At 61.0% G+C, this 13258-nt stretch carries 11 protein-coding genes; 8 read left to right on the top strand and 3 right to left on the bottom strand.

The window, feature by feature from the left end:
• Window positions 1–39: 39 nt before the first annotated feature.
• Together ACYQ0G_RS05015 and ACYQ0G_RS05010 are read right to left on the bottom strand one after the other, a co-directional pair.
• The gene (locus ACYQ0G_RS05015; protein ID WP_460100056.1) at window positions 40–1629 is read right to left on the bottom strand and encodes a hypothetical protein; all 1590 of its coding nucleotides are present in this window, start codon (window positions 1627–1629) and stop codon (window positions 40–42) included.
• A 59-nt stretch (window positions 1630–1688) separates the two neighbouring features.
• The gene (locus ACYQ0G_RS05010; RefSeq protein WP_460100053.1) at window positions 1689–3854 is read right to left on the bottom strand and encodes a primosomal protein N'; all 2166 of its coding nucleotides are present in this window, start codon (window positions 3852–3854) and stop codon (window positions 1689–1691) included.
• A 65-nt stretch (window positions 3855–3919) separates the two neighbouring features.
• Between ACYQ0G_RS05010 and ACYQ0G_RS05005 the strand changes: the two genes are divergently transcribed.
• From ACYQ0G_RS05005 to ACYQ0G_RS04985, 5 genes are all read left to right on the top strand, one after another.
• The gene (locus ACYQ0G_RS05005) at window positions 3920–4648 is read left to right on the top strand and encodes a DUF4197 domain-containing protein (protein ID WP_460100051.1); all 729 of its coding nucleotides are present in this window, start codon (window positions 3920–3922) and stop codon (window positions 4646–4648) included.
• Between the two features lie 66 nt (window positions 4649–4714).
• Window positions 4715–5374 carry a fructose-6-phosphate aldolase gene (gene fsa / locus ACYQ0G_RS05000; RefSeq protein ID WP_460100048.1) on the top strand — a complete coding sequence of 220 codons (660 nt, stop codon included), beginning with the start codon at window positions 4715–4717 and terminating at the stop codon, window positions 5372–5374.
• A 10-nt stretch (window positions 5375–5384) separates the two neighbouring features.
• Entirely contained in the window at window positions 5385–7211 is a 1827-nt protein-coding gene (gene cobT / locus ACYQ0G_RS04995) for a cobaltochelatase subunit CobT (RefSeq protein WP_460100045.1), read from the top strand.
• A complete protein-coding gene (locus ACYQ0G_RS04990) occupies window positions 7211–7675 on the top strand; it encodes a hypothetical protein (protein WP_460100042.1) in 465 nt (154 codons plus the stop codon). The genes cobT and ACYQ0G_RS04990 overlap by 1 nt, the downstream gene beginning before the upstream one ends.
• Complete coding sequence (locus ACYQ0G_RS04985) at window positions 7672–8346, top strand: nitroreductase (protein ID WP_460100040.1); 675 nt, start codon at window positions 7672–7674, stop codon at window positions 8344–8346. Before ACYQ0G_RS04990 ends, ACYQ0G_RS04985 begins: the two co-directional genes overlap by 4 nt.
• Window positions 8347–8604: 258 nt before the next feature.
• Here ACYQ0G_RS04985 and ACYQ0G_RS04980 read toward each other — a convergent pair whose 3' ends face one another.
• Window positions 8605–9276 carry a hypothetical protein gene (locus tag ACYQ0G_RS04980; protein WP_460100037.1) on the bottom strand — a complete coding sequence of 224 codons (672 nt, stop codon included), beginning with the start codon at window positions 9274–9276 and terminating at the stop codon, window positions 8605–8607.
• Window positions 9277–9452: 176 nt separating this feature from the next.
• On the opposite strand from ACYQ0G_RS04980, the gene cysS reads away from it, so the two are divergent.
• From cysS to ACYQ0G_RS04965, 3 genes are all read left to right on the top strand, one after another.
• Window positions 9453–10904 (top strand): cysteine--tRNA ligase, encoded by a 1452-nt coding sequence (cysS, locus tag ACYQ0G_RS04975; protein ID WP_460100034.1) that lies wholly within the window; start codon window positions 9453–9455, stop codon window positions 10902–10904.
• Window positions 10905–11830: 926 nt separating this feature from the next.
• Entirely contained in the window at window positions 11831–12115 is a 285-nt protein-coding gene (locus tag ACYQ0G_RS04970) for a hypothetical protein (RefSeq protein WP_460100031.1), read from the top strand.
• A 318-nt stretch (window positions 12116–12433) separates the two neighbouring features.
• Window positions 12434–12808, top strand: a complete 375-nt coding sequence (locus tag ACYQ0G_RS04965) for a hypothetical protein (RefSeq protein WP_460100029.1) — start codon at window positions 12434–12436, stop codon at window positions 12806–12808.
• The last annotated feature ends 450 nt before the right edge of the window (window positions 12809–13258 follow it).

Below are 13258 nucleotides of genomic sequence, written 5' to 3'. Positions count from 1 at the left end.
GGCACTAAAGGTGTCCCGACCGATCAGGAAGAACGCGCGTCAGTCGCGCCCATCTTCCTCCTCGTCTCCATAGGTTGATGCAGGAGGAAATTTCGCTCCGGTTTCGCGCATGGTTTCGATCCGCTCGACTGCCTTTTGGCCAGCTTCGGGATAGTGGGGATCGTTCGCCAGCATCTGCAGCAGTGCGATACCCTCGTCGTACCGACCTTGCCGTGCAAGGTCATAAGCGAGTGCAATACGGAACGTGCCGACTTGCGGAGCGCGCACAAAGGCTGCGCCATAGGCGTCGAACATCATCTGCCCTTCGCGCTTTTCCTGTGTGAAGCTGTGTGCAAACCGATAGAGAGCCTCGGTATTGTCCGGGGCAGCTTTGTTCGCAATTTGCAAATACCTTCGGGCCTTTTTCCAGTCGTCGTGGCCGGTGGGACGCTCTTCTTCGACTAGCCGGTGGAGCAGGATACGGCCCTTAGCAATGTTAGCGCGGACATGGTTCGTATCAATAGCGAGAGCCTTGTCGGCCGCTTCCTCAGCAGCAAGGAACCAGGGCCCGCCGAGCTCTCGATAACCATCGTCGTCTTTGTTCTTGACCCTGTGCTCCCAGCGCTCTCGTTCTTCGAGTTCAAATTCTGCCATTGCCAGTTCGGCGTAGGCATCGGCTTTAACGCCGTCCTGCTCCGCGAACCTGACAAGGTCGTCGCGTACATCAGCGAGGTCGCCGCCACCTCGGCGGCGCAGACGCAATTCGAGCATACGGCTTTGGTCCGCCCCAAGCTCGCTGACATCAACCTCATCAGACCAGGAAAAGGGTTCAGTCGAAACCGCGAATTCGATCTCGCGATCGACATGCCTGTGCAATCTGTTTTCGAGCAGCTGGAGATCACCAAAAACAGCTTCGGCCGCAGGCAGCAGTTGCTCCCCGGCTGCGAGGCGGTCGATATACGCTGTAATACGCGCGCCCTGATCCGGATCGGTATAGAGCATGTGGGTCAGTGCCCACGACCAGCCGTAGAAACCGGCGATGATCTTCTTTCGATCATCTGTCTTGCTCGGCCAACTTAGCAGCCGCTCGATCTGTGGATCGTCGAAACGGCGGAGCTCGATGCCGCGATGAGAGGCAGGTTTTCCGTAGGTCCAGCTACCGTCATTATCGAATTCAGTCGTTGCGAGAAATTCGGCGAAGCCTTCGCGTAACCAGGCCGGGATCGGCAGGGAAAACTCATTATACATGAAGTGGTGCGCGTATTCGTGAAACAAGGCGGTTTGTCCGTCGAGCGAGCGCATACCGGCGCGTCCACGATGAGCCACAGCATAAGTGCCTTCCGCCTCGGGAGAGTAGAAGCCGGCAACGCCGCGCCTGTCGAGTAGCCTCGCTACTTGGCGGCTGTGGTCCATCAGATAGATGTCGATCTTGTCGGTACCGTTGCGCGAGGCCTTGCGGAACCAGAAGCGCAGTAGGCCATCGAATTGTTCAAGCTCGCGGGCAAAATCGACGAGTTCTTCCGTCTCGCCGGGCGAATAGATTACGAAATGATCGGTTTCTGCTCTTTTCCAAAGGTCATCGCTAGCTGCCAAAGCAGGCGCGGAAAGAAAAACGCCGATTGCTACAAGGATTGAGATAAGAAAACGCATGCGAAAACCCCTGTGACCCCCAATTATCTATTCGGCGATACAGCGGACATCTTGCCAGTTCAAACGAAACTGTAGGGATCTACATCCACTGCCACGCGCACGCCGGGCGGGTGGTCGATGCGGCCCAGCCAGTTGCGGATGACGTCCTGCAATTGCACGCTGCGCCGCGCGTTCATCAGCAGGCGGTAGCGGTAGCGGCCGCGCAGCTGCGCCATGGGGGCGGGGGCGGGGCCGAGGATCATGCAGTCGGGCACATCGGGGCGCAGATCGCCGATGCGGCGGGCAGCCTCGCGGGCTTCGGATTCGTCTTCGGAAGACACGATGATCGAGGCCCAGCGGCCAAAGGGCGGGGCGCCGGCATCGCGGCGCATTTCGGTTTCGGCGGAGTAGAAGGCATCACGGTCCCCGGCGGCGAGCGCGGCGATGACGCTGGCTTCGGGATGGCGGGTCTGGATCAGCACTTCGCCCGGTTTTGCCCCGCGGCCCGCACGGCCCGCCACCTGCGCGACCTGCTGATAGGTCCGTTCGCCCGCGCGCAGATCGCCGCCTTCGAGGCCGAGATCGGCATCGACCACGCCGACCAGCGTTAGTTCGGGAAAGTGGAAGCCCTTGGTGACGAGCTGCGTGCCGACGATCACGTCGATCTCTCCCGCATCGACCTGTGCGATGAACTCTGCCGCCCGCCCGGGCGAATTGAGCGTGTCCGATGTCGCCACGAACACGCGCGCTTCGGGAAGCCGCTCGGCTACTTCGTCTGCAATCCGCTCCACCCCCGGGCCGCAGGCGACGAGGCAGTCGGGCTCGCCGCATTCCTGGCAGGCAGCGGGGCTGGGCGCTTCATGGCCGCAGTGATGGCAGGCGAGGCGGCGGGTAAAGCGGTGCTCCACCAGCCACGCGCTGCAATTGGGGCATTGGTAGCGGAACCCGCAGTTGCGGCACAGGGTCAGCGGGGCATAGCCGCGGCGGTTGAGGAACAGGAGCGATTGCTCCCCGCGTTCCAGCCGTTCGGCGACCCCGTCCACCAGCCGCTGCGCCAGCCACATGCCCTGCGGCGGCTTTTCTTCGGTCAGGTCGACTATGTCGATGCTGGGCAATTGCGCGCCGCCGAACCGGCTGGGCAGATCGACCTTCCGGTAGATCCCGCTTTCGGCCATCTGCAGGCTTTCCAGTGCGGGGGTGGCGCTGGCGAGGATGATCGGGAATTTCTCGAAATGGGCGCGCATCACGGCCACGTCGCGCGCATTGTAGCGCACGCCGTCTTCCTGCTTGAAGCTGGTTTCATGCGCTTCGTCGACCACGATCAGGCCGAGCCGGGCGAAGGGCAGGAACAGCGCCGAGCGCGCGCCCACCACCACTTGCGCTTCCCCGCTGGCCACGGCCCGCCATGCCCGCCGCCGCTCGGTCGACTTGAGCGAGGAGTGCCACAGCACCGGCACCGTGCCGAAGCGTTCTTCGAAGCGGTGCAGGAAATTCTCGGTCAGCGCGATTTCTGGCAGCAGGACCAGCACCTGCCGCCCCATGCGCAGCGCCTCTGCCACCGGTTCGAAATAGGTTTCGGTCTTGCCCGACCCGGTTACCCCGTCGAGCAGGAAGGGCGCAAACTTCTCTTCGCGAACCGCGCTGGCAAACAGCTCCGAAGCCTCGCGCTGCTGATCGCTCAATTCCACCTGCGCGAAATCGGGCCGCGCTTCGGGATAGGGGCGATCGCAATCTACCTCCACCGGTTCCAGCACACCCTGGTTAACGAGGCCCCGCAGCACGCCTTCGGAGACGCCCGCGATCCCCGCCAGTTCGCGGATCGTCGCCTGTTCTTCCTCCAGCGCTTCCATTGCGGCCTGCCGCTGCGGGGTCATGCGTTCGGGCATGCCGCCGGTCAGCCGGTATTCGGTGATGCTGGCCGGACCTTTCAGCGCCCCGCCCGAAGACAGCGCCATGCGCGCCACGCTGGCCAGCGATGCGACATAATAGTCCGCAGTCCACTCGATCAGCCGCCGCAGCGGCGCACTGAAGGGCGGTATCGGATACAAACCCCTGAGCTGCCGCAATTTCTCTGCCGGAACGTCCGTGCCGGGAAGCCGTTCAGCCTCCCAGACGATCCCGATCACGGTGCGCGGCCCAAGCGGGCATTCCACCACCTGGCCGAGTTCGACTTTCATGCCATCCGGCACCTTGTAGTCGAGTGGGCCCAGCGCGGCATTGAGGACGAGGCAGCGGACGCGGTTCATTCAGGCGCCATATGGGCGGCCTAGAGTGCAGGAAACAAGGGTGGGACTTTGTGAGGAGTGATAAAATGACCGATATTCTCGTGAAACCCGCGATCCTTGGTGAGACGATCCTTGATCAAAAACGCGGGCGGCGTGCCTTTCTTGGCGGGATTACGTTTGGCGGGGCAGGGTTGGCGCTGGCGGGCTGTGCCAGCTTGCCGGGCTTCAGCATGGTCGATGCGGTCCAGCGTATCCTGTTCCTCTCCACTGACCGCGCTTTCGGGCGCATGCTCAATTCGGGCGGGTTCTGGGATCAGCAGGTCGCCACGCTGGGCCTCAACAATCTGCTCGGCACGCGCGGCGATGTGCTGTCGCGCATCCTCACTTCCGCGCTGTTCAAGAACCGCCTGCAGGATGCCTTTGCCGACATCGCCTATGAAGGCGCCGAACGCGCCGCGCCGTTGGTGACCGATGCCGTGCGCACCATCGGCGTGCGCAATGCGATCGATCTGGTGAACGGCGGGCCGACCGCCGCGACTGCCTTCCTGCGCGATTCGATGGGCCGGACGCTGATCGATGCGATGGTGCCCGAACTGGGCGATGCCATGCGCGTGGCGCAGGATCCGCTGGTGGGCGAACTCCTGTCCGCGCTGGCCGGACCCAATATCGCCGATGCGACCACGCGTTTCGCCAATAATCTGGACGATACGATCTGGCGCGAGATCGGGCTGGAAGAAGCGGCCATCCGCCGCGATCCGCAATCCACCCGCGATCCGCTGATCATCGGGACCTTCGGCACGGCGTCGCGCCTCTAGCCGCCGCGCACCCACATCGCTAAGGCTGCCGGGGAATCGCAAATCGCTTCCCCGGAGCCTGAACACATGAAATTTTTCGTCGACACTGCCGACATCGCCGACATCAAGGAAATGGCCGACACCGGCCTGCTCGATGGCGTGACCACCAACCCTTCGCTGATCGCCAAGTCGGGCCGCGATTTCATGGAAGTGACCAAGGAAATCTGCGACCTCGTGGATGGCCCGGTCAGCGCCGAAGTCGTCGCGCTCGATCATGACACCATGATGAAGGAAGCCGAAACGCTGCGGAAGATCGCCGACAATGTCTGCATCAAGGTTCCGCTGACGATCGACGGCCTGAAAACCTGCAAGAAGCTGACGAGCGACGGCACCAAGGTCAACGTCACCCTCTGCTTCTCGGCCAATCAGGCCCTGCTGGCTGCCAAGGCCGGGGCCACCTTCGTTTCGCCTTTCGTGGGCCGCCATGACGATAATGGCTTCGACGGAATGGAACTGATCGCCGACATCCGTCGCATCTATGACAATTACGATTTCGGCACCGAAATCCTCGTCGCCAGCATCCGCAACCCGGTCCACGTGCTGAAAAGCGCGCTGATCGGCGCCGATGTTGCCACCATGCCGCCCGCAGTGATCAAGGGGCTGTTCAAGCACATCCTGACCGACAAGGGCATCGAAGGTTTCGTCGCCGATTGGGAAAAGACTGGCCAGACGATCCCGACGTCCTAACTAGGAAACCATGGCAGACCAGACTCCCCTCGACCTGTTCAAGCAGGCGCTGACCGGCACGGCCCGCGCAATCGCGCAAGAACCCGAGGTCGAGGTCGCCTGGAGCGCGGATAGTCCGACCCAGTCGGGCAAGAACTTCCGCGTGCCACTGCCGGGCCGCACCCTCCCGCCCGAACAGGCGCGGGAGGCGCGCGGTTTCGCCGACAGTTTCGCGCTGAAGCTGCGGCATCACAACGAAAGCGTTCATGCCAAGGGCGCACCTCCCGAACCGATCGCGCGTGCCTGTTACGATGCGATCGAGCGGGTGCGTTATGAAGCGGTCGGCTCCACCCGATATTCGGGGATGAAGGCCAATCTGGATTCGGCGGTAGAACTGCGCACCGCATCCGACCCGATCGCCCGCGCCACCGAGGCGAAGGAAGTGCCGCTGCCGACCGCGCTCTCGCTCATGCTGCGCGAGGCTTTGACGGGCGAGGCTATTCCCGAGCGCGCCCGGCACGGCGTGGACATGGTGCGCGAGGAAATCCTCGGCCGCATCCGTTCCGACATGGAAGATCTGGCCGGTGCACTGGACGACCAGCGCGCCTTTCAGGATCTCACGCTCGACATGCTGCGGCATCTCGAACTCACGCTGCCCGACACGCCCGAGGATGAGGGCCGCGACGATGGCGATGACGAGGAAGGCGAAGCCCCCGAAGAAGATCAGGATTCCGACGAGGAAGACGAGGGCGAGGCCCAGCCGCAGGAAAGCGACGCGCGCGGCGAAGTCGTTGACGGCGAGGCCGATGGCGATGCCGAACAGGACGCCGAGGGCGAGCAGGAAATGGACGACGGCGATCCGTCTGACGAGGAAGGCGAGGGCATGCAGCCCGTCCGCCCGAACCGCCCGTGGACCGATCTGCCCGAAGATTTCGACTATCGCGAATACACCAGCAAGTTCGACGAAGTGATCGAAGCGCCCGAGCTGTGCGATCACGAAGAACTGGACCGGCTGCGTACCTATCTCGACAGCCAGCTGGCAGGCCTGCAGGGCATCGTCACGCGGCTGGCCAACCGCCTCCAGCGCCGCCTCATGGCGCAGCAGAACCGCAGCTGGGATTTCGACCAGGAAGAAGGCATGCTCGATGCAGCGCGCCTCACCCGCGTAGTCGTCAGCCCCGGCCATGCGCTGAGCTACAAGATGGAGCGCGATACCGAGTTCAAGGACACGGTCGTCACGCTGCTGATCGACAATTCCGGCTCCATGCGCGGGCGGCCGATCAGTATCGCTGCGATCAGCGCCGATATCATGGCGCGCACGCTGGAACGCTGCGGCGTGAAGACTGAAATCCTCGGCTTCACCACCCGCGCGTGGAAGGGCGGACAAAGCCGCGAGGCATGGCTGGCCGATGGCCGTCCCGCCGACCCGGGCCGCCTCAACGATCTGCGCCACATCATCTACAAAAAGGCTGATGAACCCTGGCGCCGCGCCCGCCGCAACCTCGGCCTAATGATGCGCGAGGGGCTGCTGAAGGAAAACATCGACGGCGAGGCGCTGCTATGGGCGCATACCCGTCTGCTCGCTCGCCCCGAAGACCGCCGCATCCTGATGGTGATTTCGGATGGCGCCCCGGTGGACGACAGCACGCTGAGCGTGAACCAGGCAGGCTATCTCGAAAGCCATCTGCGCAAGGTGATCGACTGGATCGAAAAACAGTCCCCCGTGCAACTGGTCGCCATCGGCATCGGCCATGACGTGACCCGCTATTACAAGCGCGCGGTGACGATCATGGATGTGGAACAGCTCGGCGGGACGATTATCGAGCAGCTTGCGGGGTTGTTTGAGGTGGAGGGGTGATGCCTTGCTCACTCCTTCAGGAGACTTTCTGGAATATCGATCCCGAAGTACTAACGGGACTGGAAGGTGGAAAAGACCTTCACCACTGGTTTGGCTTTTCCACCACGTTTCATGACGACGAGATCGTAGCTGCGACCTTTGAAGCCGGGGATGCGAAGCTCATCGTTGCTGCATTTCGAATGACCAGTGAAGTGGATGAGAATGGATTCTATATTCAGGACCGCCAAGCGACTGTCACGATAGAATTGAAGGATGTAACTGGTGCTGCGCTGGAAGGGAAATTCCCCACGCAAATTCTCGAAATGGGCTTCCGGAAGGTAATCAGCCAAGAACAGTTACCGTCAAACTCGTTGGCAGAGATTGGTGATATCGAGCTCGCATTCGACGATGTCTACGGGGGCGGAGGCTCAATTTTCGCCAAGTCAGCTCGCGTGTCCTTCGAGCCTTCCGAAAGTACCGAATGACCCCCACTGAAGCCGTCCAGACCCGCCGCTCGATCCGCAAGTTCACCGACCAGCCAGTGGATCGTGAAAGCCTCATCGGCGTGCTCGAAAAGGCGCAACGGTCGCCTTCGGGCGGGAATACGCAGCCGTGGCATGGTGTGGTGCTGACCGGGGAGCCGATGCAGGCACTGTTCGACCGGATTGCGCAGGAATTTCCCAAGGGGCGCGAGGCGCACAAACCCGAATATCACATCTACCCGCCCGAACTGGACGGGGCCTATGAACAGCGCCGTTTCGGCGTGGGCGAGGATCTGTACGGCGCGCTCGACATTTCGCGCGAGGAGAAGGGCAAGCGGCTGATGTGGTTTGCCGAGAACTTCCGCGCTTTCGGGGCGCCTGTGCTGATGCTGATCCACACGCCCAAATATATGGGCCCTCCGCAGTGGAGCGACATCGGCATGTGGCTGCAGACCATCGCGCTGCTGCTGCGCGAGGAAGGGCTCGACAGCTGTTTCCAGGAAGCCTGGGCGGTCTATTCGCCGCAAATCCGCGAGATGGTGGAAATTCCCGAGGATCACATCTTCTTCTGCGGCATGGCGATCGGCTATCGCGATCCGGATGCGGCGGTGAACAATTTCGACGTAAAGCGCGCCAGGTTGGACGAGGCTGTCCGGTTCGAGGGGTGGGGCTGAGCCACACCATCCGGTCCTCGGGTCAAGATTTCGTTGGATTGCTCCCGTCATTGCGAGCCGAAGGCGAAGCAATCCATCGTGTGTTGTAACGGCATTCGCAAATTCACCCCATGGATCGCCGCGCTTCGCTCGCGATGACGTCGATGTAAATCTTAACCGTCATTGCGAGGAGCGCAGCGACGCGGCAATCCACTGCCCGAGCTACCCCACAAAGTGGAAAGGGGCGCCACGTCCGCAGCACCCCCGCACCCCATCCGCTCAGTAAGCGCAGACCGAGAAATCGCTGCCGCTCCAGCACGCCGGGTCCTGCGCCGAGCGGGTGGCCTGGCCCCAGCGCGAGTTGATGCCGTCGGAGGTCAGGCCGCTCACTTCGGCGGTCTTGCTGTCGATCTTCGACACGCTCACGCTCTGGATACGGCCATAGATCGCGCCATCGCCCGACTGCGACATGAGGGTGAAGCCGCCGTTCGACTGGGGCGAGAACTGGCAGGGCGCGTCCAGCACGTCCTCGCCGCCGCTCACGATCTTGCAGTCGACGATGCGCTTGCCGGTTGCGGGCGCCGGGGTGCTGGCTTCGTTGGCGGCGGTGTCGCCCGTTTCACCGGCGGGTGCGGCAACGTCCTGCATGTCGGTGCTGTCCGGAGCGGTATTCGCGGCGGTGGTGTCGACAGCCTCCACATCGGCGGTTTCCGGTGTGTCGGCGTCTTGCGAAGAACACGCGGTTGCAAGAATTGAAACGCCGAGAATAAGTGCGAGACGGTTGGTCATGTAGGCTCCGGTAATAATGGCTTCTAACAGGGTGAAGTATTTCGAAGTAGAGGGTGAGACTTGCCAACGGGGGGTGGCGGTTTGTGTTCCGCGGGTTGGTTCGGTCCGGCGAATAATGCCACCGCTGCCAGTGATCTTGAAGGCCGAGCAGTGGATTGCCACGTCGCTTCGCTCCTCGCAATGACGGGTGGAGGGGCACCACGTCATTGCGAGCGAAGCGACGCAATCCATCTCCCGCCCTATCACCCATCCACACCGCCGCAGACGCACCACCCCCAAACCCCCGCAATGACGCGAGGCAATTGACCCGCGCGCCCGCTGCCGCCAAACGCCCCTGCATGACCCAAACTCCGCTCAAGCTGTTCAACTCGCTCACCCGCGAGATCGAGACCTTTACTCCCGTCCATCCGGGCGAAGCGCGCGTCTACAGCTGCGGGCCCACGGTCTATAACTATCCCCACATCGGCAACATGCGCGCCTATGTCTTCGCCGATGTGCTGGGCCGCACGCTCAGCTGGAAGGGCTACGATCTCACCCACATCATCAACATCACCGATGTCGGCCATCTGACCGACGATGGCGATGCGGGCGAGGACAAGATGGAGAAGATGGCCGCGCAGAAATCGCAGTCCATCTGGGATATCGCCAAACATTACACCGAAGCCTTCTGGGACGATGTCAAGGCGCTGAACATCCGCCAGCCGTCCCAATGGTCGGTCGCCACCGATTACATCGACGAGATGATCGACTTCGCCAAAGGCATTGCGGGCAAGCATTGCTATGAACTCGCCAGCGGCCTCTATTTCGATGTCTCCACCGTGGACGATTACGGCCGCCTCGCGCGCGCTGTTACCGAGGAAGGTGAGGGCCGGATCGAAACGGTCGAGGGCAAGCGCAACTCCGCCGATTTCGCCATCTGGCGCAAGACGCCCGCGGGCGAGACGCGGCAGATGGAATGGGATAGCCCCTGGGGCAAGGGCGCGCCCGGCTGGCATCTGGAATGCTCGGTCATGGGCGGCAAGCTGCTCGGCTTCCCCTTCGACATCCACACCGGCGGCATCGACCACCGCGAAATCCACCACCCGAACGAGATCGCGCAGAACCAGGCGCATTGCTGCACCGGCGGCCTGGGCGAGGCCGAAAACAGCGGCGCGCGCATCTGGATGCACAACAATTTCCTGGTCGAACGCAGCGGCAAGATGTCGAAGAGTTCGGGCGAATTTCTGCGCCTGCAACTGCTGATCGACAAGGGCTTCCACCCGCTCGCCTACCGCATGATGTGCCTGCAGGCGCATTACCGCAGCGAGCTGGAATTCAGCTGGGAAGGTCTGGGCGCGGCGCTCACGCGGCTGAAGCGGATCGTGATGGCGGTGGATAAGATGAGAGCCAAAAACAACGGCTCCGAGCTTGACGTACAGCAGGCGATAGATGCGCGGATTGCGCGCTTCGAAGATGCTATTTCTGATGATTTGAATACCAGTGTCGCCCTGACTTTACTCGAAGGGACGATACAAGCAGGAATTGGACGTAAGTCTGCTGAGAATTTGATAGAAAAAATGGACCAAGTCTTGGGCTTGGGGGTGCTCCAACTCACCCGCGAGGATCTACGCATCCGCCCGCAATCGGCCGAGATCGAAGAAGAAGAAATCGAAGCCGAAATCCTGCGCCGCAAGGATGCCAAGGTGGAAAAAGACTACGCCACCAGCGACGCCATCCGCGCGACCCTGGCGGCCAAAGGCGTGGAAGTCATGGACGGCGACCCGCTCGGCTGGGAGTGGAAGCTGGATTGATTTTTTGGGGGGCAGCGGGTTGTCAGCCCCCATGGATTGCCGCGCTACGCTCGCAATGACGGGGTAAGCTTCCTCCCGTCATTGCGAGGAGCGAAAGGCGGAGTCGAAGACGGCCCTGCTGGGCCACCCGGCAATCCATGGCGCGACCTCGCCCCAACCCGCACCGTCTTCCCAAGCCTACGCGGTTGCGTTCCCTTGAATCCATTGGGTTACAGGACATGAGGTGACTGACCGAATGTCCGCTCCTCAGTCGGAAAGCCCGAAAGCCGCCATCGGTACATCCGAGCCTAAGTATGCCCAAATTAACACCGTCGAAGCACCTTCGTATCACTTTCGAGCCGTCGCCAATCGATGCATAGTCTTAGTCGAACTAAGGTTTGCGACTGTTTTCGCACCGTAGCGCTCAGTGCGGAGGCTCATTGCCTGGTTTACAAAGCTTTTTGCTAGAAACCCTTTTGCTCACGCTCGGTTGCCAATGGCTCTAGCCTGCACTTGTTTTGCGCCGCGAGTAGCAATAAATCGCCTGGGTGACTGTTTTGCGCCTGCACAGACTTCTCTTCCGACTGGGATTGCTTTCAATCCTGGTCGCTGTGCTATTTCAGGCCACGCCGTCCTCTGCCATACCGACGTATCGCGACCGTGGATCGGCTTTCGACGCGACCACTTATGAAGTCGCGATTCTCGTTCAACGGGATGAGGCATCACGGCAAGCTCTGACCGTCGAGCCGGTTGTTCCGAGACTTCCCGTCTCGGAGCCTCAGCAAGCGGATTTTGCTCAGCCAAACGCCTTCAGCGGCCCTCCAAAACAGACAGGGCCACCGCCTTTTCAGGGCCGGCATATCCTGCCTCCAACCAGAGCTCCGCCAAAACTCACCTGATCGCCTCGCCGAGGGCGAGATTTCTATGTCAAAAATTCAGGTGAAATTATGTTTGAGAACAAGGCAGATCCTGCCGATCCATCCGCACGTTTCGATAGCATCGAAATCCTGCTGAACCGGTACCCGGATGTAAGCGATGAAGAAGTGGTCCAATTGAAACGCTGGTTTGGCAAGCAGGCCAGCGCGTTCGAAATCGCCAGTATGGCGAGCAAGAATCCGGCGGGATACGGCCAGTTCCGCTCAGATCATATCGACAAATTCACTATCGTGGAGATGGTCCTGATTGCGCTGTTCGCTGGGGCCATTGTGAGTATAATCGTGCTTGTTCTGTAACCGAGTGAGAGAACAAAGGTTGCGTTGGCATTTTTTGATGCCGGCGCGATCATCCAACCTGCTGGAGGGTACGCAAGGTTGTAGTGACGTTCAAATACAGACCGCGCCGTAGGTAACGGCCTATCGAGAGATTCCGTTAGTCGAAAAGGCCATTGAAGACGGGACATCCGATCAGCAGCGCGGCCAATGGTGCGCCAGTACCCAATGCCATAACCATGCTGAGTCCGGTTCTGGCAGGGAACTGGGCGAAGCGGACGTTCGGCTAACGATCCCTTTGCAGTCGTTCAGGCGCTGCCAAGTTTGTGATACAGTTGGTTGATGACGCGCTTTACTGAAATGGAAACAGCGGCCCTGCGAGCGATCTTTGCGGAGACTCCTAGGATAGCTTCGGCGCTGGAAGCCCAACTTAGGCGCGCTGTCGTAACAAGGCGCGAGAACTCGGGTGGTGGCTTCTTCACCGATATTGATGTGCCGGACGATGTGCCACCGGTGCATTGCCCTAACACGCTTGGAAACGCCACACATGCACGCGTTGAAGGATTAGAGCACGGTCTTGGGTTCGTGTTGTTCATGCATGACGGTAAATTGGACCAGTTGGAAGGACATGCCTGGGGTCCCGAAAATACCACGCCATTGGATCTTACGAACCTCTCGTTCGAGATATATCACGAACCAATGCGGCTGGCAGATTGAACGTCTGCTTCCCACCCCATCTGACGATGGCTCCACCGAGCTAGCTATACGCCAAGAGCGGACCGGCAGCTAACGACCTCATTGCCGCCGTTCGTTTCATGCGCCAGTCTCGGTCCATGAACGGAAAAAAACTGATTGCCTTTGGCTGGTGGACATTCGCATACTTCATCGTGGCAGCGGCCTTGTTCACCTTCACATCTATGGGCGATTGTTTCCAAGGTGCTGAGGGGGCCGCCTGTCGAGCCCAGAGTAGCACCTTCACGAGATGGCTCATCACAAGCGAAGTGCTCGCCTACGCCCTCCTTACTTGGGCGATTTTTTTCCGCCGTCGCTGATGGCTGCTTTCCACCCAACTGCTGACCTTGCGCAACTTGGGAGCGCTCACCGAAAGCCGACTGGCAGCTTTGCCACGGTTCGAACCGAAACCAGTCTGTCAGCTAACGACCCCAA

Source organism: Qipengyuania triglochinis (assembly GCF_054655615.1).
Note: the sequence above shows the minus strand (reverse complement) of the source record. Positions and strands in the feature narration are given on the sequence as shown.

Bases quoted from the DNA above. Each gene is read 5' to 3' on its own strand.
- ACYQ0G_RS05005 (WP_460100051.1), top strand. From the start codon at position 3,920: ATGACCGATATTCTCGTGAAACCCGCGATCCTTGGTGAGACGATCCTT.
- ACYQ0G_RS05015 (WP_460100056.1), bottom strand. From the start codon at position 1,629: ATGCGTTTTCTTATCTCAATCCTTGTAGCAATCGGCGTTTTTCTTTCC.
- cysS (WP_460100034.1), top strand. From the start codon at position 9,453: ATGACCCAAACTCCGCTCAAGCTGTTCAACTCGCTCACCCGCGAGATC.
- fsa (WP_460100048.1), top strand. From the start codon at position 4,715: ATGAAATTTTTCGTCGACACTGCCGACATCGCCGACATCAAGGAAATG.
- ACYQ0G_RS04990 (WP_460100042.1), top strand. From the start codon at position 7,211: ATGCCTTGCTCACTCCTTCAGGAGACTTTCTGGAATATCGATCCCGAA.
- ACYQ0G_RS04965 (WP_460100029.1), top strand. From the start codon at position 12,434: ATGACGCGCTTTACTGAAATGGAAACAGCGGCCCTGCGAGCGATCTTT.
- ACYQ0G_RS04970 (WP_460100031.1), top strand. From the start codon at position 11,831: ATGTTTGAGAACAAGGCAGATCCTGCCGATCCATCCGCACGTTTCGAT.
- cobT (WP_460100045.1), top strand. From the start codon at position 5,385: ATGGCAGACCAGACTCCCCTCGACCTGTTCAAGCAGGCGCTGACCGGC.
- ACYQ0G_RS05010 (WP_460100053.1), bottom strand. From the start codon at position 3,854: ATGAACCGCGTCCGCTGCCTCGTCCTCAATGCCGCGCTGGGCCCACTC.
- ACYQ0G_RS04985 (WP_460100040.1), top strand. From the start codon at position 7,672: ATGACCCCCACTGAAGCCGTCCAGACCCGCCGCTCGATCCGCAAGTTC.